A 20,937-nucleotide genomic window follows, 5' to 3' on the forward strand; every position below is an offset into this window, starting at 1 on the left:
TTAGGGCTCCTGCACACGGATGCGAGGCTGATCGACGGCGTCGGTGATCGGCGGGAAGGACGCGCGCTCGCGGATCGCGGCCTTGTAGGCGGGCAGCCAGCGGGCGCTGTCGATCGAGGCGGCGGCGATGGTGCGGCCGTCCCGGCCGAAGGCGGCCAGGAAGCGGCGCTCTTCGAGCGCGCCGTGCATCACGGCGAAGCTGTCTGCACCGGCCGCGAGGCCGACGAGCTTGATCGTCAGACCGAATTGCTGCGACCAGAAATCGGGCAGGTGGTCGTGGCGGCGCATCGCCGAGGCGTCGCCCGCCAGCATGTTGGCGGCCGCGGTCTCGGCCTGCGCCCGCGCATTGCCCCAGTGCTCGACCGCCACCAGGGCGTCGTCGTCGTGCGGATTCGGCCAACGGGCGACGTCGCCCGCGGCGAACACGCCCTCGGCGACACGGCCGTCCGCGCGTAAGGTGCGGCAGAAGGCGTCGCAGCGCAGGCCCTTGGCATCGGCTTCCACGCCGGAGCCTTCCAGCCACTCGACGTTGCGCAGCGTCCCGATCGCCGCGAGGAGGCAGTCGGTCTCGATCCGCTCGCCGTCCTTCAGGACGACGGCTGCGAGACGCCCGTCCTGCGCCTCCATCCGCTCGATCTCGGATTCGAGGCGTAGGTCGACGCCTCGCTCGCGCGCCACGTCGCCGATCAGGCCGCCGAGGCGGGGGCCCAAAGCCGCGGCGAGCGGCACCGCATCGCGCACCAAGAGCGTGACCGGGAGGTCGAGATCGCGGCAGGTCGAGGCGACCTCGAAGCCGATGAAGCCGCCGCCGGCGAGGACGACGCGGTGCGGCTTGGCGCGCAGGCGCTCCCCGAGCCGCTCGGCATCGTCGCGGCCGCGCAGGGTGAAGACGCCGGCCAACGCCGCTTCCTCGGGGTTGGGCCAGGGCCGCGCGCGGGTGCCGGTGGCGATCAGCAGGCGGTCGTAGGGCAGGCGGGTGCCGTCGCCGAGTTCGACGACGCGCTCGGACAGGTCGAGCCGGGTCGCCGGCCGGCCGAGGCGCAAGTCCGCGCCTAGATCGGGCGGGCAGGGCAGGGTGGTGTCGGCGGAATAGAGCCCGCGCAGGACCTGCTTGGAGAGCGGCGGCCGGTCGTAGGGCGGGTGCGGCTCGTCGCCGACCAGGGTGAGGGCGCCGGTGAAGCCCCGCTCACGCAGGGCGTGCGCCGCGGTCAGGCCCGCCAACGAGGCGCCGACGATGACGATGCGTTCGGGCGGGGTCGTCACGCCGCCTCTCCGGCGCTGGTGTCGTCGGGAGAGGCGGTGATGGCCCGCACCGGGCAGGCGTGGACCGCCCGCTGGATCTCGGCCCGCGCGGACTCGTCGGGGGAGGGGTCGTAGACCAGCGCTTCGCGCCCGTGCAGGGCGAAGTGGCCCGGCGCGGCGTAGAGGCACTGCGCGTACGCCTGGCAACGGTTGAGATCCACGACGACCTTCATGAGGAGGATTTCGCTCCGCCTGACTAGACAAGGGTTGCGCGGCCGGAGGGCGGCCGACGTGGGCGGTCGAGCGAGGAAATCCGCTCACCACGGCGGCCCGACGCCCCCATCCCGACGGCCGCACCCTGGTCCGCGGAGCGGGAAACGCTCCAGGCCGCGATTGGGATCAATCCTGCGTCAAGAGGGCGTCGTCAGGGGGCGGCGGGTTCGATGGTGCCGAGCGTCCGGCGCCCGAGCGCCCGCGCCTTCAGGCGCAGGGCCGGCTTCTCGATCGTGTACCAGGAGAGCGCCGCGACGAGCCCCGCGAGGCCGAGGGCGGGCGGCAGCAGCGCGACGGCCGAGGCGGCGGGAAACAGCGCGTGTAGGCTCTGCTGGATCGGCCAGCCGTAGAGATAGACGCCGTAGGAGAGATCGGCCGGTGGATCGAGGGCTGGGCGGGCCAGCGCCGGAAGGAAGGCGAGCCAGATCGCCGCGTAGCTCTCGGAGAGGAACAGCAGCGTCCGGGCGGGGGCGTGGCCCTGGAGCAGCAAGGCGGCGGCGAGGCCGAGCAGCGGCCAAGCGGCGAGACGCACGTGATCGCGCCACAGGTAGAGGCAGGCGCCGAAGGCGAAGATCAGCGGGAGCCGCAGGGCGGTCTCGGTCCCCTTCGACATATCCGGCCGGACGGCTTCCAGCCCCGCCAGGGTCAGGGCCAGTGCGGCGGTGAGCGCCGGCACGGCCCAGCGCCGCCGCAGCAGGCCGCACAATCCGATGACGAGGACGCCGACATAGCAGATCGTCTCGTATTTGAGGGTCCAGACCGTGCCGAGCGGGCTGCGCAGCGGATTCGCCTCGAACACGCCGGGCAGGCTGGCATTGCTCTTGAAGGACAGGAGCGTACCGCGCACGAAGCGCCACAGCTCGGGTGAGGCGAGGTACTCGGCGAGCGGCAGCCGGGTGAGGGCGCCGCCGAGCAGCAGCGACACCGCCAGCGTCGCGGCCACCAGCCCCGGTAGGATTCGCAAGGAGCGGGCGATGGCGTAGTCGCGCCAGCCGCGCCGGTCGTAGCTCATGGTGACGAGGAAGCCCGAGACGGCGAAGAAGCCGTTCACCGCGTGCTCGCCGAGCGAGAAGCCGGTGGACCGGGCCAGCGGCTCGTCGGCCCCGTGACCGGAGACGACGCTGAAGGCGTGCGAGACCACCACCATCAGGGCGAGCGCCAGCCGCAACGCGGAGAAGCCGTTATGCGGGCGCGCCAGCGCCTCGGCGACGGTCGGACCGGCGAACGGGCGGATCACGGTGACAATCCCTCGCGCGCCAGTGCGCTCTGCCCGCGCAGGGCGGCGAGCGCGCCGGCCGCCGAGCCGCCGTAGCGCTCCAGCCCCGAGCGCCGGAAGGCGAGGGCGGACAAAGCCGCCTTCGGCGCGTTGGTGGCGAGCATGCCGGGGCTCGGATCGGGCAGGCCGTATTTTTTCGAGACATAGGCCCGCGACCACGCTTGGTGCCAGCGGGTGCGAAACACCCGGCCCGGCGCCGGGGCCGAGGAACGCCCGCGCCCGTGAAGCGCTACCGCGCCGTGGACGTGGATGAGCGCGCGGCCCGCATCGGCCACCCGGCGGCAGAGGTCGTCGTCCTCGTAGAATAGGAAGATGTTCTCGTCGAAGCCGCCGAGTTCGAGGAAGAGGGCGCGCTCGATCATCAGGCAGGCGCCGGACAGGAACGGGGCGCAGGCATCGCCCTCGGGGAGCGCCAGCCGGCCCTTCGGGTTGGTGAGGTAGGGCGCGAGCAGCGAGCGCGGCTGGTAGAAGAAGCGCCCGTCCGGCTCGTGGATGCGCGGCGCCAGCAAGCCGGCCTCGGGCCAGGCTTGCGCCGCAGCGAGCAGCGCGGCGGCGGCGCCCGGCTGCAGCACGAGGTCGGGGTTGAGGATGAGGACGTGGCGTGCCCCGTCCGCGGCGCGCACGCCGATGTTGTTGGCCCGCCCGTAGCCCTCGTTGCGGGGGTTTGCGATCACGCGCGCGCCGTGGGTCCGCGCCACCGCGACCGAGCCGTCGCGGCTGGCATTGTCGACGACGATCGCCGGAACGCCTTCGCGCGCGAGCGCCGCGAGGCAGGCGGGCAGGGCGTCCGCGCTGTCGTGGGCCACGACGATGGCGGAGAGAGCCTCCATCCCGCTCCCCTCCCCCGCAGAGGGGGGAGGGTTGGTCGGCTGCCTCACCCCTTCTTCTCGGGCAGGTTGAGGCGGATGTGCAGCTCGCGGAGCTGCTTGGCCGTCGCCTCGGCGGGGGCGCCCATCATCAGATCCTCGGCGCGCTGGTTCATCGGGAACAGCACGACCTCGCGGATGTTCGGCTCCTCGCACAGCAGCATGACGATGCGGTCGACCCCCGGCGCGATGCCGCCGTGCGGCGGGGCGCCGAGGCGGAGCGCATTCAGCATGCCGCCGAACTTCTCCTCCAGCACGTCCCGGCCGTAGCCGGCGATGGCGAACGCCTTCTCCATCACGTCGGGGCGATGGTTCCGGATCGCGCCGGACGACAGCTCGATGCCGTTGCAGACGATGTCGTACTGGAACGCCTTGATCCCGAGGATTTTTTCCGAATCTCCGTCGCCCAGCGCGAGGAAGTCCTCGCGATCATAGTTCGGCATCGAGAACGGGTTGTGGGAGAAGTCGATCTTCTTGTCTTCTTCGTTCCACTCGTACATCGGGAAGTCGACGACCCAGCAGAAGGCGAACTGGTCGGTGTCGGAGAGCTTCAGCTCGTCGCCGATGCGGATGCGCGCCTTGCCGGCGAGCGCGGCCGCCTTCGCCTCGGTGCCGGCGGCGAAGAACACCGCGTCGCCCGCCTTGGCGCCGGCCTTCTCGGCGATCCGGGCCTGGATCTCAGGCGGAATGAACTTGGCGATCGGCCCCTTGCCGGTGAGCGCCCCGCCCTCCTCCTCGAACACGATGTAGCCGAGCCCCGGCGCGCCTTCCGAGCGGGCCCAGTCGTTCAGCTTGTCGAAGAACGAGCGCGGCTGGCCGGCCGCCCCGGTGGCGGGGATGGCGCGCACCACGCCGCCCGACTTGATGACGCCCTTGAACGCCTTGAACTCCACCGCGTCGTCGGCGAACGCGTCGGTGACGTCGGCGATGATCAGCGGGTTGCGCAGGTCCGGCTTGTCGACGCCGTATTTCAGCATCGCGTCGGCGTAGGTGATGCGCGGGAACTCCTTCGTCACGCGCTTGCCGCCGGCGAACTCCTCGAACACGCCGCGCAGCACGGGTTCCACCGCCTGGAACACGTCTTCTTGCGTGACGAAGCTCATCTCGATGTCGAGCTGGTAGAACTCGCCCGGGCTGCGGTCGGCGCGGGCGTCCTCATCGCGGAAGCAGGGCGCGATCTGGAAGTAGCGGTCGAAGCCCGCGATCATCGTCAGCTGCTTGAACTGCTGCGGCGCCTGCGGCAGCGCGTAGAACTTTCCGGGGTGCACGCGGGACGGCACGAGGTAGTCGCGCGCGCCCTCCGGCGAGGAGGCGGTCAGGATCGGCGTCTGGAACTCGAAGAACCCGCCCTCGCGCATGCGGCGGCGGAGCGAATCCACGATCGCGCCGCGCTTCATGATGTTGGCGTGCAGCTTCTCCCGGCGCAGATCGAGGAAGCGGTACTTGAGCCGGGTCTCCTCCGGGTATTCCTGGTCGCCGAAGACGGGCAGCGGCAGCTCGCCCGCGGGGCCCAGCACTTCGAGGTCGTCGATATAGACCTCGACCGCGCCGGTCGGCAGCTCGGCGTTCTCGGTGCCCGCGGGCCGGGTGCGCACCCGGCCGTCGATGCGGATCACCCACTCGGAGCGCGCGGTCTCGGCCGCCTTGAAGGCGGGCGAGTCGGAATCGATCACGCACTGCGTCAGGCCGTAATGGTCGCGCAGGTCGATGAAGAGCACGCCACCGTGGTCGCGAATGCGGTGGCACCAGCCGGACAGGCGGACGGTCTGCCCGACATCGGACGGGCGGAGCGCCCCACAGGTATGGGAACGGTAACGGTGCATGGCGGGCTCTTTTGAGTGAGCCGGCACCATTCACGGGAGGCGGGTGAAGTCAAGGTAGAGGGGCTTGCGGCCCCTCCAGCCTACTCCGCGGCGGCCAGCGTCACCTCGGGCACCGGCACGCCGATGTCGCGCAGCAGCTCGGCGTCGGCATCGGCCTCGTTGTTGGCGGTGGTGAGCAGGCGCTCGCCGTAGAAGATCGAGTTGGCCCCGGCCAGGAAGCAGAGGATCTGCGCCTCGCGCGTCAGGCTCTTGCGCCCGGCGCTGAGGCGCACGCGGGCCTTGGGCATGACGATGCGGGCGGTGGCGCACATCCGCACGAGGTCGAGCGGATCGATCGGCGGGCGGTCTTCCAGCGGCGTGCCCTCGACGGCGACCAGCGCGTTGATCGGCACGCTCTCCGGGTGAGGGGCGTGGTTGGCGAGCACCAAGAGCATCTCGGCCCGGTCGCGCACCCGCTCGCCCATGCCGACGATGCCGCCGCAGCAGACGCCGATGCCGGCCTGCCGCACATGTTCCAGGGTCTGGAGCCGGTCATCGTAGGTGCGGGTCGAAATGATGTCGCCGTAGAAGTCCGGGCCCGTGTCGAGGTTGTGGTTGTAGGAGGTGAGGCCCGCTTCCGCGAGGCGCTGCGCCTGGGATTGGGTCAGCATGCCGAGGGTGACGCAGGCCTCCATGCCGAGCCCGCGCACGCCGCGCACCATCTCCAGCACCGCGTCGAAGTCCGGCCCGTCCTTGGGTTTGCGCCACGCCGCACCCATGCAGAAGCGGTGCGCGCCGTTGGCCTTGGCGGCAGCGGCCTCCTTCAGCACGGCCTCGACCGGCATCAGCCGTTCGCGGGGGAGGTTCGCGCCCTTGTGATGCGCCGATTGCGGGCAATAGGCGCAATCCTCAGGGCAGCCGCCGGTCTTGATCGACAGGAGCGCCGCCCGCTGGATGTCGGCAGGATCGTTATGCGCCCGATGCACGACGCCCGCCCGATGGACGAGATCGAGCAGCGGCATGTCGTGGATCGCCTGGATCTCGGCGAGCGTCCAATCGTGCCGGATCGCGGCGTCGGGTGCCGAGGAGGAGGCGAGGGAGACCACGGTATCGCTCATGCGCTTCTTTGAGAGGGAAGGCGGGGAAAAAATCAAGCCTGGCTAATCGAACGGGACGCCGGCCCGCCGCATCCCCTCGACGAACCGCTCCTTCCCGGCCGACGGTCGGTAGAGGCGCATGGCGCGGGCGATCCGGTAGCTCGGCTCCAGTTCCATGAAGCGGACGGCGGCAGCGTGGGCCTCCGCCTGCCGGCCGAGCCAGGCGAGGCTTGCGGCGCGGACGCGGTGGGTGCTGGTCCAGGTCGGGTCCTCCGCCATCGCGCGGTCGAGCCAGAGCAGCGCCTCCTCGTGCGCGCCGGCCATGCACAGGGCGAGTCCGAGGCCGGAATCGAAGCGGAAGGTGGTGGGGTCGAGCGGGCTCTGCCGCTTGGCCGCCCGGAAATGGGCGGCGGCCCAATCCGGCTCGCCGACGTAGCAGCGCACCCAGCCGCTGCGCTCGTAGGCGGCGGCGCTGTTCGGGTTGAGGGCCAGCGAGCGGTCGAGCAGGCCGAGCGCCGTGTCGTAGTCCTGCGCCAGGAAGGCCAGGGTGTGGCCCGCCATCATCAGCACCGCCGGGTCGCCGGCGTCCCGCTCCAGGGCGAGGCGGGCGAGCCGCGCGCCCTCCGCACAATCGGCCGCCGCATCCGCGCTCCAGCCCTGCACCACGAGGTTGGTGTAGCACTGCGCCAGCAGCGCGTAGGGCAGGGGATGCTCCGGCACGAGGCGGCGCACCGCCTCGATCGAGGCGATGCGCAGGCGCACGCTCTCGGCGCTCGGCATGGCGTGGTTCGAGTAGGCGGACAGGAACGGCGCGTAGACGCCGACATCGAGCGGCGGCCCTGCCCGCTCCGGCCCGGCGTCATGGGCGAGGCCGGGCGCCATCGCCGCCACCGCGCCGGCGACGATGCGGCTGCGCAGGGCGTGGAGGGCCCCCTCGTCCGCGTCGAGTTCCTGGGTCCAGACCGGCCGCTCGGTCGCCATGCGGTGCAGCCGGGCCTCGCCCCGCAGGCGCGTGCCCGCCCGCGACAGGGTTCCCGTGAGGATATGCGCAACGCCGAGCCGACCGGCCGCCTCATCCGGGGGAACGGCGCGGCCCTTGAAGGTGAAGGCGGAGTTGCGCGCGCTCACGAACAGGCCGGGCGTGCAGGCCAGCGCGTCCGTGACATGCTCCGACAGGCCGTCGGCGAGCGCCTGGGTATCGAAATCGCCCTCGGGATCGGCGAAGGGCAGCACGGCGACCGAGGGCCGGTCCGGCAGCGGCAGGGAGGAGAGCGCCATGGCGTGAGGCTAGATCACGCCCCGCCGGCGCAGGATGGCTTCGAGGCCGCTCACATCCTCGAGGAAGCCGAAATGGCCGCCGGGCAAGGTGGCGACATCGAAGCCCGTCAGGTCGCCGCCGTGAGCCGCGTAGAGATCGTGCGAAAACACGTCGGCCTCGCCGAAGACGAGGGTGAGGCGGTCCGCCTGCGCTGCCACGATCCCGCGCTGGTCGTAGTCGCCGAGGCTCATCGAGACGCCGTGATAGACCGGCGGGACCAGAGCGAGGTCGAGCGCCGGCAGATCGCTCTCCCGGCCGCAATAGGCCGGCAAAAGGATCGCCATCACGGAGCTGCCGGCCTCCGGATCGGTGCGTGCCATCAGCGGCGCCGCCCGGCCCATCGCTTCGGGCGAGAGCCGGGCGAATAGGGCGGCCACGCCCGCGTCGAGCCCGGCGCGGGTCGGCGGGGCCGGGTGGAGCAGCACGGCACGGGCGAACCTGTCCGGTGGCAGGCGATCGAGCAGGGCGAGCGCAAGCCACGCCCCCCAGGAATGGGCGACGAGGGTCACCGGCCCCTCCCCCGCGCGCTCGGTCACGAAGCGGGCAGCGGCGTCGAGCACGCTGTCCGCGGTGACGGGTTCCGACCCGCCGCCGCATCCGGGCTGCTCGAAGAAGGCCCAGTCCCGCGCAAAACCCGCGCGCCGCAGCGGATCCGCGGCGTAGGCGACGTCGAGGCCGGGGCCGCCGCCGAGGAAGACGACCGGGCCGGGCCGGTCCTGCGGGGATGCGGTCATCTTCGTCCGGCTGTCAGTTCGTCGGCTCGCCGGCGGCGACCTTGGCGGTCCAGTCGTCGAAGGCGACCACCCGCTGGCGCTGCTCGCCGAGGCCGTCGATGCGCAGCACCATCTCGTCGTCGCTCCGGAGATAGCGCGGCGGCTTCATGCCGAGGCCGACGCCGGGCGGGGTGCCGGTGGTGATGACGTCGCCGGGCTCCAGCATCATGAAGTGCGAGACGTAGGCCACGAGCTGGGCGACATCGAAGATCATCGTCGCCGTCGAGCCCGTCTGCATCCGCTTCCCGTTGAGGTCGAGGCTCATCGAGAGGTTCTTCAGGTCCGGGATCTCGTCGAGGGTGACGAGCCAGGGGCCGAGCGGGCCGAAGGTCGGGCAGCCCTTGCCCTTGGTCCAGGTGCCGCCGCGCTCCATCTGGAATTCGCGCTCGGACAGGTCGTTGCAGATGCACACGCCCGCCACGTAGCGCAGGGCCTCGTTGGCGTGGACGTAAGAGGCGCGGGCACCGATCACCACGGCGAGCTCCACCTCCCAGTCGGTCTTGGCCGAGGCCTTGGGCAGGATCACCGTGTCGTTGGGGCCGACGATGCAGGAGGGCGCCTTGTTGAAGACGATGGGCTCGGAGGGGATCGCCGCGCCCGTCTCGGCGGCGTGGTCGGCGTAGTTCAGGCCGATCGCCACGAAGTTGCGGGTGCCGCCGACGCAGGGGCCGAGGCGGGTGCCGGGCGGCAGCAGCGGCAGACTCGTCGGATCGATCCGCGCGAGCCGGTCGAGCGATTCCCGCGAGAGGCCCGGTCCGGCGATGTCGCGCAGGGTTCCCGACAGGTCGCGCAAGCCCCCCTTCGCGTCCACGAGGCCGGGCCTCTCCTCACCGCTCGCTCCGTGTCGGATCAACTTCATCGTCGGCGACTCCGTCCTGATCGAGGCTCGCCCATCGGCGGCGAGACCATGGCCGCGACCGATCCTGGGTGCAAGCGGCGCCCTCAAGGCCGCGCCTGTCGGTCGTGCGGTTCATACAGGCGCAGGGGCGCCTCGGTTCCGTGACATAAACTCCTCATTTGATCGATAATTCAATTTTCGGATTTCTTCCTCTGGACCGGATGCGCGCGATCCTCTTCCATCACGGATGGGACTTGGGTCTGCAAAAAGACGCTTCGGAGAATAAGAATGACGGGGGGGACGATCCGCGCGCTCGGGCTCGCGGGAGCTGTCGCGGCCGCCTCAATGGCGGGCACGACAGCGGGGCAGGCCGGTGCCTTCGGCTTGCGCGAGCAGAGCGCACAAGGCTTGGGCGTCGTGTTCGCGGGCGCGGCCTCGGGCGGGGCGGGCGTCTCGTCGATCTTCTGGAACCCGGCGACGGTGACCATGCGGCCGGGCTTTGCCAGCGAGCAGAGCCTCAGCTTCATCAATCTGTCGGGTGAGATCACGCCGACGGTGGGCACCGCGCCGGGCCTGCTGCCCTTCGGCTCCTCCGGCGAGGTCGGGCAGGGCGCCGTAGTGCCCTCGGGCGCGACCTCCTACCAGCTCACCGACCGGCTCTGGGTCGGCATCCAGACCGGGGCGCCCTACGGCCTCGTCACCAAGCCGCGCCAGGATTGGGCCGGCTCGGCCTATGCCCGCTCCTCGCGGATCTTCTCGCTGGCCTTCAACCCGGTGGTCGGCTTCAAGGTCAACGACTGGCTCTCCGTCGCCGCGGGGCCGAACATCGAATATTTCCGCCTGACCCTGCGCGCGGCCGTGCCGGTCCCCGGCGTCTTCCCGGGTTTCTATCCGTCGGGCTTCATCAAGGGCGAGTCCTGGGGCGTGGGCTTCACCGCCGGTGTCCTGGTCACCCCCGCCGCCGGGACGTCGATCGGCGTCGGCTACCGCTCCTCGGTCCATCACGACATCGAGGGCTCGATCGGCTTCCCCGACCCGCGTCAGGCCATCGCCCTGGGGCAGGTGCGGGCGAACCTCAACACGCCCGAGAAGGTCAGCGTCGGCCTGACCCAGGCGATCAACCCGGTCACCCGGATCCAGCTCGGCTTCGAGTGGGACAACTGGTCGAGGCTCGGCGATGTCGGCATCGTCTCGAAGGCGCTCGGCGTGACGGTGAATCACCTGCCGCTCAACTTCAAGGACTCGTTCTTCTACTCGATCGGCGCCGAGTACGACTGGTCGCCGAACCTGACCCTGCGGGCCGGCTTCGGCTACGACAACGTGCCGATCGACTTCACGAACCGCTCGGCGCGCCTGCCCGACAGCGACCGTTACGTCGTCTCGATCGGCGGCAGCTATCGCTGGAGCGAGAAGGTGCTGCTGACGGCCAGCTACGCGCACGCCTTCTTCGACCGCGGGCTTCTCCTGGCGGGTCCGGGCCGCGACTACAACATCGGCAACATCCCGCTCGCGGCGTCCACCGACGTCAGCGCCGACGTCGTGTCGGTCGGCTTCCGCTATCAGTGGGACACGCCCGCCGCCGTCGCCCCGACGCCGCTGGTGCGCAAGTACTGATCGCCTGATCGGCCGCGACACGCCCCGCGCCGGACCTGCAACGGGCTCCTGCGCGGGGCGTATCGATTCTCAAGAGGCGAGCCGCGCCGGTTCCGCGTGAACCGCCTGCCTGGCCAGTTCGGCGTCGAGCTGGCCGGCCAGGGCGAAGAAGCGCTGCCGCACCGGCGCCGCGTACGGATTGGCGCGCTCGATGGCGTGGAACACGTCCGGTGCGTCGTGCCGCACCATGCCGACCGCCTGCATCAGCAGGTCGAAGCTGCGCGTGGTCATCCGCGTCGGCAGCGGCTCCATCGCCACCAGCACCTTGGCGATGAGGTGGGTCAGCCCCTGAACCGAGGCCATCGCCCGGTCATGCGCCTCCGGCGTCGTCACGATGACGTCGAGGCCGAGCACGCGCCGCAGGAAGGCGGCCGCCCGCAAGCCGCACCGTCCGCGGATCGGGCAGACGGCGACCTTCAGGCCCCGGATGCCGTCTCCTGCGCCGTCCCTTGCGCCAACTCTCGCGCTTTGCGGCCCGAACAGCGGATGGGTCGCGAGGATCTCGACATCGGCCGGCAATTCCTCCTGCAGGATCGCGGCGGGTCCCATCTTCACCGAGCCGACATCGACCACCAGCGTGCCCGGCCGCAGATGCGGGGCCAGCGCGCGTGCCGCCTCGGCGAGGCTCGCCACCGGCGTGGCGAGGATCACCACGGGGCAGGCCGCCACGCTCGGAAGGTCGGCCGCGATCGCCTCCGGTCCCGCATCTGCGGCGAGATGCGCCGCGAGCGTCCCGGCTGGCAGGTACGGGTCGTGGATCCTCAGCGCGGCGTGCGGCGCGAGGTGGCGGGCGATCAGGCGGCCGAAGGCGCCGAAGCCGACGAGACCCACCGACTGGCGGTGGGCGAGGGGAGGAAGCAGAGGATGCAGGGCAGACACGGTGTGACCTCGGGATAGAGCGAGGCCGGCGGTCCGTTGCGGGATGCTTTTCCACGATCCTCAAGCCGCCGACGACGCAGCGGCTGAAGACATGACGAGTCCAGGGCCGCTTAGGGGAGCGGCGCGCGATACGACCCGGAGAGGAGGATGCCCGTCATGATGATGCGCCGATAGACAGGGATGGCCGCACCGTCAAGGTCCGGCGGGCGACCTGCCGGGTGTTCGCGCTGAGTGTCTCTTATGAAACTCCCGCCGCGCCGTCATGGCCAGAGTGACAACGGTCGGGGACCGGGAGTTTTGTGAAGCACGCTGAGGCGTACCCGGCCTGATGGCATCAGGCTGGCGTCCCTTGGCCGGCATTTTGACGCGCATCCTTGAAATGAACCGCTAACCACTTCGTCGAACTGCGCTCAGGGCTTGGCGATTTCAGAAATCGCCCCGAAATTGACTTTCCGGGCATATCGTAGCGCAGAAATTGTGTTCAAGAATACAAAAGATCAGAACAGCTGCAAAACATAACTTAGGTTTGTTTGAGATATTAACGATCACGTGAATGAGAAGACTAAGAAGAAGCGCAGCAACGGCGCCTTAAGAGACGAAGCCTAAGCCCGCTGTAGGTCGTCGGGCTCTCCATTCATCATGCTCAAAATCGTCGCCTGCGTCGTGCAACAGCACGATCTCGGCCTTGTCGCGATCTCGGCGGGCATCTGCATGCTCGGCTGCTTCTCGACCGTGATCCTGATGGCCGAGGCCGTGCAGGCCGAGCGCAGGCTCCTCTTCCCCTGGCTGACCGCGGCGGCGGCGGTGTTCGGCTGCAGCGTCTGGTCGCTCCACTTCGTCGCGATGCTCGCCTTCCTGCCCGGCGAGCAGGCGGCCTACGATCTCCTGCCCACGGCGGTCTCGATCGCGATCGCGGTGGCCGGAGCCTTCGTCGCCCTCCTGATCTGGGCTCGCACACGTCACGACCCGCTCGGGCTGGCCGCGGCCGGCCTGGCGCTGGCGGCGGCCATTGCGGGGATGCACTACGCGGGTGTGGGCGCGATGGCGGCGAGCAACCTGCTCGTGTTCGAGGGGGCCTATGTCTTCGGCTCGCTCGGCCTCTGCGCCACCCTGGCGATGATCGCCCTCGCCCGGGCCGGCGACCTCACCGGCCCCGGCCGCCGGATCGAGGTGACGGTCTGGCTGGCGCTGGCGATCTGCGGCCTGCACTTCACCGGCATGACGGCGCTCACCGTCGCACCCGTCGCCCCGCAGGAGGACGGCGGTTCCGCGCTGGGCTCGACGCAGCTCGGCCTCGTGGTGGGGCTCGTGAGCCTCATCGTCCTCGCCGCCGGCCTCGCGGCCCTGCTGATGCAGCGCCATCTCATGCGCCGCCGCATGGACGAACTGAGCCGCATGCGCCTGCTCGGCAACCTCGCCCACGAGGTGCTGCTGATCCACCGCGGCGGCCGGGTGGTGGAGATCAACCAGGCGGGCCTGCGCCTGTTCGAGACCACGGCGGGGGAGATCGTCGGCCGCCCGGTGCTGGACCTGTTCAGCGAGGCCGACGCGCCGGCGGTGATGCGGCGCAGCCGCTGCCGCCCGGAGGATCTGCGGCCGGAGGAATTCGAGATCCGCACGGCGAGCGGCACCCTGGTGCCGGTGGAGCTCTCCTGCCGCCCGATCGAGTATCTCGGCCGGCCGGCGACCGCGGTGGCCCTGCGCGATCTCAGCCAGCGCCGCCGCGACGAGGCGCGCATCCGCCACCTTGCCCTGCACGACGCCCTGACCGACCTGCCCAACCGCACCCTTCTCGAGGAGCGTCTCGGGCTGGCCCTGGAGAATGCGGCCGAGAACGGGACGAGTGTGGCGCTGGTCTATCTCGACCTCGACCGCTTCAAGCCCGTCAACGACTTCCACGGCCACGCCGCGGGCGACGCCCTGCTGGTGCAGGCGGCCAAGCGGATGCTGGCCGAGCTGCGCCCGACCGACACGCTCGCCCGGATCGGCGGCGACGAATTCGTGGTCGTCCTGGCCCATACCCGCACCCTCGCGCAGGTCGCCGAGACGGCGGAGCGGCTGGTCGCGGCGCTCGGCCGCCCGTTCCAGATCGAGGGCGAGAACCGGAGCGAAGCCCTGCGCGTCGAGATCGGCGCCTCGGCGGGCATCGCCCTCTATCCCAGCGACGGCAGCACGGCCGACAGCCTGAAGCGCGCCGCCGACACCGCCCTGTACCGGGTCAAGGACGAGGGGCGCGGCACGGTGCGCTTCTTCGAGGCGGCGATGGACGAGCAGCTCCAGGCGCGCCGCCGGATCGAGCACGAGCTCAGCGGCGCGATCCCGCGTGGCGAACTGCAACTCTACTACCAGCCGATCGTCAATGGCCGCACCGGCGAGATCGAGACCTTCGAGGCGCTGATCCGCTGGCACCATCCGGAGCGCGGCTGCGTGCCCCCGGTCGAGTTCATCCCGCTCGCCGAGCAGACCGACCAGATCGGGCGGATCGGCGCCTGGGTGCTCGATACCGCCTGCGCCACGGCGGTCGCATGGGCGCATCCCTGGCGGGTCTCGGTCAACGTCTCGCCCAAGCAGTTCCGCCAGCCGGGCTTCGCGGCCGGCGTGGCGGCGGTGCTCGGCCGCCACGGACTCCCGCCGGGACGGCTGGTGCTGGAGATCACCGAGGGGGTGTTCATCCAGGACGCGGCGATGGCGGTGGAGGTGCTGACCGCCTTGCGCACCCTCGGCGTGCGCCTCGCGCTCGACGATTTCGGAACGGGCTACTCGTCCCTGAGCTACCTGCAGCGGTTCAAGTTCGACAAGATCAAGGTCGACCAGTCCTTCGTGCGCCGTCTCGGGCAGCACGCGGACTCCCTGACGATCGTGCGCGCGATCACCCATCTCGGGCACAATCTCGGCCTTCAGGTCACGGTCGAGGGGGTGGAGACGCAGGAGCAGCTCGCCGTGCTGCGCGAACTCGGCTGCGATCAGATGCAGGGCTACCTGTTCGCCCGGCCGACGCCGATGACCGGACCGATGATGGCGCCGATCTCGGGCTCCCCGGATCTGGAGCGGGCGCGGCTGCGCTCCCTGTTCGCCGAGCCGCCGGCCAAGGCCTACGCCTGAGGGCGCGACGGGCGGAGGTCCGTCCGCCCGTCTCCGGCGTCCGGTCCTCTGCGAATCCCGGCCGGGTCAGGCCGCCTCGCGCTCCGGTGCGATGCGGCGGCGGGCATTCTCCCACCAGCTGCGCTGGCGCTGCGCCTCGGCCTCGGCCGCCTTGGCGGCGTAGAACGAGGCGTTGTGCTCGCCCCGCAGCGCCTCGCGGGTGAAGCGGATCAGGTGGTGGGCGACGAAGCCCATGTTGAACACCGCCTCGATCTGCCCGCGCTTCAGCGCGTGGCCCGCCGCCCGCCAGAACGGCCGGCGGTAGTCGGAGAAGAGGCCGACACGGGTGATGATGTTGAAGCCGAGGATCAGGCCGCGGCGCAGGTTGGTCTTCGTCAGCTTGCCCTTCGTCGGCGTGACGATGCGGTTGCCGTAGGTCACGTCGCACTGATGCTTGAAGCGCTCGAACAGGTGCTCGGGGGCGTAGGCGTGGGCGATGGCCCGGCGCCAGGAATTCACCACCGTGTCGTGGGGACGCTTGAACAGCACGTTCGATTCGAGGCTGGCATCGTGCAGCAGCCGGCCCTCGCGCTCCAGCCGGTCCCAGAGCGGCGTCTTCGGCAACGCCTGGAGCAGGTTGATCGTCAGCACCGGGATGGCGGAGCGGTCGATGAAGTCGATCAGGTTCTGCTCGGAGGTGTCGGTATCGGAATCGAGCCCGAGGATGATGCCCGAGGTCACCTCGAGCCCGTAGGAATTGAGCGTCTCGATCGCCTCGTACATCGGCACGGCGGCGTTGTGGGTCTTGTCGATGCCCTTGAGCGCGTCGGCCTCCGGGGTCTCGATGCCGACGAACACCGTCATGAAGTTGGCCTGCCGCATCAGCTCGAGGATCTCGGGCTGCTTGGCCATGTTCAGCGTCGCCTCGCAGGCAAACTGGAGCGGGTAGTCGTTCTTCTTCTGCCACGCGACGAGATGCGGCAGCATCTCGCGGGTCGCCTTGCGGTTGGCGATGAAGTTGTCATCGACGAAGTACACCACCGCCGGGTGGCCCGGCTGGCTGATGATCGCGTCGAGCTCGGCGCACATCTGCTCCGGGCTCTTCAGCCGAGGCTGGCGGCCATAAAGCTGCGGGATGTCGCAGAACTCGCAGCGATAGGGGCAGCCCGACGAGAATTGCAGCGAGCCGATCAGGTAGCGCTTGAGCGGCACCGCCTCGTAGGCCGGCGCCGGAAAGTCGGCCAGCGCCAGCCGGTCCTTGGTGTCGAGCACGACCTGAGCCGCCGGCCGCGACAGGTCGCGGTCGAGGATCTCGATCAGCCGGTCGGTGGCGTCGCCAATCTCGCCGACATGGAGATAGTCGAAATCCGGGTATTTCTCCGGCGCGCCCGAGACCGAGGGGCCGCCGAGCACCGCGACCTTGCCGGCCTCGTGCGCCCGCCGGCCGATGTCGTGGATCTGGCCTTCCTGGATGTGCATGCCCGACACGAACACCGCGTCGGCCCAGGCGAAATCCTGGGGCGAGGCCGGCCGGATGTTCTCATCGATGAACCGGCACTCCCAGGTCTCGGGCATGTAGGCCGCGATCACCAGGAGCCCCTGGGGCGGCATGAATGCCTTCACCCCGCCCATCAGTGGGTAGGCATGGGAGAACGTGCCGAAGGACGGCGTGTAGGCGGGGAAGACGCACAGGATGCGCCGGCGGGACGAGATGGGGAGGGGGCATCGCATGGCTCCCAATCTAGCACAGCGCCGCGCTTTGGCGTCCCCCCTGCTCCTCTCTTTGACGTGACATCGTGCTTCGGCAAATCCGGCGGCTCCGCCCGGTCGGTGCGGCCGTGCGGACACACCGGGCGACCGAGCGCGAATTGGCGGTGGCGGCATGCGGCAGGTGCATGGGACTCAGCGCCGTCCGGAGGCCCCGGACCGGGTCGCGGCCGTGTGGGGGACAGGATTTTCCGGGTCCGACAGGCCGACCGTGTCCCCGAACAACAAGAATGAGCCTTGATCAAAGCGATCAATAAAGCATCTTCAGGCGTCACTTTTATGACGAAATAAACTTCAAGATCGTGCGGATTAAGTTATGCGGTAACGCGTTAATGCAATAATGAGCTGGTTTAGTCCTCAGTAAATACCTTGATTTGCTTCCAATGACTTTGCGGCGATGCTATCGCCGCATCGCGGAAGCAAGGCTCATCGGGTCGCTAAACGACTGAGCCACCGAACAAGTTCGCCGGCCGGTATCCGGTCGAACGTCGTTCCGGCGGCACCCGAAGTCATCCTGCTCCCGCTGATCCGCAGCCCGTGGCTGCGAACGTCCCGGCACAACACGGCACGCGTCATCGCCGGCCTGGGGCGCGAGGGGAATTCGAGCGATGAAACAACGTCTTCTGACTGCACTGCTCCTCTCGGGCGCCCTGGTGCTCCCCTCCGTTCGGGCCCAGGCTCAGACGGTCGCGGAGTTGCAGCGCCAGATCAATGAGCTCAAGGCGATGATCAAGGCGCAGGCGCAGGCGCAGGCTGAGGGAAGGGGGGGGCGGCGTGCGGCCCCGGTCGCCGTGCGGCCCGCCGGTGTCCGCACCACCGATGCCGGCACCGTCCCGGCCGCCGGCCGTCCGATCGAATCCGCGGTGGCGCAGCCGGCCGCGTCCGGCCCGGTGCCGCACCGCTTCGCCCTCGACGAGCCGGACACGTGGTACGACGCGCTGGTGCCGCCCGCGCCGCAATTGCTCGCGGACGATCCCGGGCGCGTGGCGCGGCCCAAGACCTGGTTCGAGCGCCTGTCCCTGCGCGGCTACACGCAGTTGCGCGGCAACGAGTTCCTGTCCGGCGACGACACCGCCCCGGCCGGCCGCGCGCGGCTGCGCTCCGTCCACGACAGCGGCATCACCGACCGCAACAACTTCACCTTCCGCCGGGTGCGCCTGGTCCTGCAGGGCGACATCCACGAGCGGGTGTTCATCTACCTGCAGCCCGACTTCGCGGTGAACGTCTCGAACCAGGCCGGCAGCGAGGGGCGCCAGCACTACACCCAACTGCGCGACGCCTTTGCCGACGTGTTCCTCGACGACGAGCGCCGCACCCGCCTGCGCTTCGGCCAGCAGAAGGTGCCCTACGGCTGGGAGAACCTGCAATCGTCGCAGAACCGCCTGACGCTCGACCGCTCCGACGCGATCAACAGCGCCGTGCCCGGCGAGCGCGATATCGGCATCTCCTTCTACTACACGCCCTGGCACGTGCAGCGCATCTGGGACCGTCTGGCCAAGGGCGGCCAGAAGCTGTTCGGCAATTACGGTGCCTTCGGCGTCGGCATCTATAACGGCCAGACCATCAACCGGATCGAGGTCAACAACGATCTGATGACGGCGATGATGGTGACTTGGCCGTTCGAACTCGACGGCCTCGGCGAGGCCTTCCGCGGGCAGGTGCTGGAAGTCGGCGGCTCGGCCTACCGCAACCGCTTCCGGCCCGAGGCCACTTTCGGCGCCTCGACGGCCCTGGGCAACACCTACGACGACGAGCGCGTCGGCTTGCACGCGATCCTGTACCCGCAGCCCTTCGGCCTCCAGGCCGAGTGGAACTGGGGCCGCGGTCCCGAATACGATCCGGTCGCCCGCACCATCCTGACCAAGCCGCTCCAGGGCGGTTACGTCCAGGCGATGATGAGGGTCGATCACTCGCCCGTGGGGCCGTTCATGCCCTACATCCGCTGGCAGACCTATGACGGCGGCTGGAAGGTGGCGACGAATGCGCCGCGCCTCGATACCGACGAACTCGAACTCGGCGTCGAGTTCCAGCCGATCAAGTCGGTCGAGCTCACCCTGGCCTATGCCAGCATGAAGCGCCGCGAGGCCAATATCGGCCGCTTCGGACGGGCCGAGGGCGACCTGTTCCGCGGGCAACTTCAGATTAACTACTGACTCCGAGCGACCTCGCGCGGAGGAGGGCGGAGGCGGCCGGTCCGGGGTTCAGGCCTCGGACCGCTTCGACAGAAGCGAGGCGCGGCCCGTGCCCTTGCCGCCCTCGGCATCCGGGTTGCGCAGCTCGCGCATCCCAGGCAGGTGACCGTCCAGGACGAAGACGAGCACCACCAGAGCCAACAACACCTTCGAGGCCATCGCCCGAACCATCCCCGCTTTTGTGCGCTGCGGTGTAAGGCCGCTGCGGCGCGGTTCGGGATGCGCTGGCACACATGAGACGTGCCCCCCGGCGGGAAGGGCGGGCGCAGAGTCAATGCCGGGTTAAGGCCGGGCCAAAGCGGACCTTCCCGTCTTCCGCCCCTCCGCCGGTGCCTTTCCCCTTGCTTCCCCCTTGCCTGCGACGGAAAAGTCGCGTCGCGGGACTTGGCAGGGAGCTTGCACGCCGCTATAGACCGCGCTCCACGAATTCACCCATTGGAAGGGATCGGCCGATCGGTCGGTTTCCATTCGAGATGCCGCCCGGGCGACCGGGTGGTGATGGCCGGAAAGGACTTGGGGCAGCCGCTCCGAGCGCCATTTCCGGCTATGTCCTGTCCGAGACTGCAGGCGCCGGGCGACCGGCTTAATCGGCGACAGCCTGCACAGACGGGGAAGACCGAATTTTTCACACCTCGCTTCGGGGCCGGCAGGCACCGGGGGGAGGTATCGGTTTGAACCAATCTCACCCGCGGGGGCCTCACGGCGCTTCAAGGGGACAGGGCCGTGAGACGTCGCCCGGGCGACGGTTCCGGCTTCTCAGCCGAGTTCCGTTCCGGGCGGCAAGTGCAACCGGCGGACCTGCCTCAGGTTCCGCCAACCGGAGAGAGCACAGTGGACCGGACAGCTAAAGCTGATCTCGTCTCGACGCTCAACGGCGTGTTCACCACGAACGCCGTCGTCGTCGTGGCCCACTACAAGGGCCTCACGGTCGCCGACATGCAGAAGCTGCGCTCGCAGATGAAGCAGGCCGGTGCCACCGTGAAGGTCGCCAAGAACCGGCTCGCCAGCATCGCTCTCGATGGCACGGACGTCGCCTCCATCAAGCCCCTCCTGAAGGGCCCGACCCTGCTCGCCTATTCGAGCGATCCGGTCGCGGCCGCCAAGGTTGCGGTGGAATTCGCCAAGACGAACGACAAGCTCGTGATTCTTGGCGGCGCCATGGGAACGACTGCCCTGAACCCGGACGGCGTGAAGGCACTCGCCACGCTCCCGTCCCTCGACGAACTGCGCGCCAAGCTCGTGGGCCTCATCCAGGCTCCCGCGACCAAGGTTGCCCAGGTCGTCAACGCGCCGGCGGCCAAGCTCGCCCGCGTGTTCGGGGCCTATGCCAAGAAGGACGAAGCGGCCTGAGCCGTTCGCCCCTAGCGAAACCATCCGTTCAAACCGATATACGCAAAGGACATTCACATGGCTGATCTCGCCAAGATCGTCGACGACCTCTCCTCGCTGACCGTTCTCGAGGCCGCCGAGCTCGCCAAGCTCCTCGAAGAGAAGTGGGGCGTCTCGGCCGCTGCTGCCGTCGCCGTTGCCGGCCCGGCCGCCGGCGGTGGCGCCGCTGCCTCGGCTGCCGAGGAGCAGACCGAGTTCACCGTTGTCCTGGCCTCGGCCGGCGACAAGAAGATCGAGGTCATCAAGGAGGTCCGCGCGATCACCGGCCTCGGCCTCAAGGAAGCCAAGGACCTCGTCGAGGGCGCCCCGAAGCCGGTCAAGGAGTCGGTGGCCAAGGACGAGGCCGAGAAGCTCAAGGCCCAGCTCGAGAAGGCCGGCGCCAAGGTCGAGCTCAAGTAATCCGTCGATGGGCCGATCCGGCCCATCGCATCCGGCGCACTCCGCTTAAGGGGTGTGCCGGCCTTCACGCCCGCGGGCTCCGGCTCGCGGGC

At 69.8% G+C, this 20,937-nt stretch carries 17 protein-coding genes; 5 read left to right on the forward strand and 12 right to left on the reverse strand.

Annotation, left to right across the window (positions count from 1 at the left end; all coding sequences use genetic code 11):
- From LPC10_RS20470 to LPC10_RS20510, 9 genes are all read right to left on the reverse strand, one after another.
- Positions 1 to 1,263 carry an NAD(P)/FAD-dependent oxidoreductase gene (locus LPC10_RS20470; RefSeq protein WP_231344088.1) on the reverse strand — a complete coding sequence of 421 codons (1,263 nt, stop codon included), beginning with the start codon at positions 1,261 to 1,263 and terminating at the stop codon, positions 1 to 3.
- Entirely contained in the window at positions 1,260 to 1,475 is a 216-nt protein-coding gene (locus tag LPC10_RS20475; protein WP_231344089.1) for a ferredoxin, read from the reverse strand. The genes LPC10_RS20470 and LPC10_RS20475 overlap by 4 nt, the downstream gene beginning before the upstream one ends.
- Before the next feature lie 191 nt (positions 1,476 to 1,666).
- Complete coding sequence (locus LPC10_RS20480) at positions 1,667 to 2,749, reverse strand: acyltransferase (protein WP_231347104.1); 1,083 nt, start codon at positions 2,747 to 2,749, stop codon at positions 1,667 to 1,669.
- Positions 2,749 to 3,621 carry a glycosyltransferase family 2 protein gene (locus LPC10_RS20485; protein WP_231344090.1) on the reverse strand — a complete coding sequence of 291 codons (873 nt, stop codon included), beginning with the start codon at positions 3,619 to 3,621 and terminating at the stop codon, positions 2,749 to 2,751. The genes LPC10_RS20480 and LPC10_RS20485 overlap by 1 nt, the downstream gene beginning before the upstream one ends.
- 44 nt (positions 3,622 to 3,665) lie before the next feature.
- Positions 3,666 to 5,480: an aspartate--tRNA ligase gene (aspS, locus tag LPC10_RS20490; RefSeq protein ID WP_231344091.1), complete on the reverse strand. Its 1,815-nt coding sequence runs from the start codon at positions 5,478 to 5,480 to the stop codon at positions 3,666 to 3,668.
- An 80-nt stretch (positions 5,481 to 5,560) separates the two neighbouring features.
- The gene (bioB, locus tag LPC10_RS20495) at positions 5,561 to 6,577 is read right to left on the reverse strand and encodes a biotin synthase BioB (protein ID WP_231344093.1); all 1,017 of its coding nucleotides are present in this window, start codon (positions 6,575 to 6,577) and stop codon (positions 5,561 to 5,563) included.
- Between the two features lie 42 nt (positions 6,578 to 6,619).
- The gene (locus tag LPC10_RS20500) at positions 6,620 to 7,834 is read right to left on the reverse strand and encodes a transcriptional regulator (protein WP_231344094.1); all 1,215 of its coding nucleotides are present in this window, start codon (positions 7,832 to 7,834) and stop codon (positions 6,620 to 6,622) included.
- Positions 7,835 to 7,843: 9 nt separating this feature from the next.
- Positions 7,844 to 8,608, reverse strand: a complete 765-nt coding sequence (locus tag LPC10_RS20505; protein WP_231344095.1) for an alpha/beta fold hydrolase — start codon at positions 8,606 to 8,608, stop codon at positions 7,844 to 7,846.
- Positions 8,609 to 8,621: 13 nt separating this feature from the next.
- Entirely contained in the window at positions 8,622 to 9,506 is an 885-nt protein-coding gene (locus LPC10_RS20510) for a fumarylacetoacetate hydrolase family protein (RefSeq protein ID WP_231344096.1), read from the reverse strand.
- A gap of 267 nt (positions 9,507 to 9,773) precedes the next feature.
- On the opposite strand from LPC10_RS20510, the gene LPC10_RS20515 reads away from it, so the two are divergent.
- Positions 9,774 to 11,099 carry an OmpP1/FadL family transporter gene (locus LPC10_RS20515; RefSeq protein ID WP_231344097.1) on the forward strand — a complete coding sequence of 442 codons (1,326 nt, stop codon included), beginning with the start codon at positions 9,774 to 9,776 and terminating at the stop codon, positions 11,097 to 11,099.
- A gap of 69 nt (positions 11,100 to 11,168) precedes the next feature.
- Here LPC10_RS20515 and LPC10_RS20520 read toward each other — a convergent pair whose 3' ends face one another.
- The gene (locus tag LPC10_RS20520; protein ID WP_231344098.1) at positions 11,169 to 12,017 is read right to left on the reverse strand and encodes a prephenate dehydrogenase/arogenate dehydrogenase family protein; all 849 of its coding nucleotides are present in this window, start codon (positions 12,015 to 12,017) and stop codon (positions 11,169 to 11,171) included.
- Positions 12,018 to 12,656: 639 nt separating this feature from the next.
- On the opposite strand from LPC10_RS20520, the gene LPC10_RS20525 reads away from it, so the two are divergent.
- Positions 12,657 to 15,119, forward strand: a complete 2,463-nt coding sequence (locus tag LPC10_RS20525) for an EAL domain-containing protein (protein WP_231344099.1) — start codon at positions 12,657 to 12,659, stop codon at positions 15,117 to 15,119.
- A 66-nt stretch (positions 15,120 to 15,185) separates the two neighbouring features.
- Here LPC10_RS20525 and LPC10_RS20530 read toward each other — a convergent pair whose 3' ends face one another.
- Entirely contained in the window at positions 15,186 to 16,829 is a 1,644-nt protein-coding gene (locus LPC10_RS20530) for a B12-binding domain-containing radical SAM protein (RefSeq protein ID WP_231344100.1), read from the reverse strand.
- A 644-nt stretch (positions 16,830 to 17,473) separates the two neighbouring features.
- Here LPC10_RS20530 and LPC10_RS20535 point away from each other — a divergent pair.
- Complete coding sequence (locus tag LPC10_RS20535) at positions 17,474 to 19,018, forward strand: porin (protein ID WP_231344101.1); 1,545 nt, start codon at positions 17,474 to 17,476, stop codon at positions 19,016 to 19,018.
- A gap of 48 nt (positions 19,019 to 19,066) precedes the next feature.
- Here the strand turns inward: LPC10_RS20535 and LPC10_RS20540 are convergent, their stop codons facing one another.
- A complete protein-coding gene (locus tag LPC10_RS20540; protein ID WP_162940617.1) occupies positions 19,067 to 19,216 on the reverse strand; it encodes a hypothetical protein in 150 nt (49 codons plus the stop codon).
- Between the two features lie 672 nt (positions 19,217 to 19,888).
- On the opposite strand from LPC10_RS20540, the gene rplJ reads away from it, so the two are divergent.
- Both rplJ and rplL read left to right on the forward strand, forming a co-directional pair.
- Positions 19,889 to 20,407, forward strand: coding sequence for a 50S ribosomal protein L10 (gene rplJ, locus LPC10_RS20545; protein ID WP_231344102.1), 519 nt, complete (start codon positions 19,889 to 19,891; stop codon positions 20,405 to 20,407).
- Positions 20,408 to 20,464: 57 nt separating this feature from the next.
- Positions 20,465 to 20,845 carry a 50S ribosomal protein L7/L12 gene (gene rplL, locus LPC10_RS20550; protein WP_231344103.1) on the forward strand — a complete coding sequence of 127 codons (381 nt, stop codon included), beginning with the start codon at positions 20,465 to 20,467 and terminating at the stop codon, positions 20,843 to 20,845.
- Positions 20,846 to 20,937: the final 92 nt, after the last annotated feature.

It is taken from the genome of Methylorubrum sp. B1-46, from assembly GCF_021117295.1.
Lineage (GTDB): Bacteria > Pseudomonadota > Alphaproteobacteria > Rhizobiales > Beijerinckiaceae > Methylobacterium.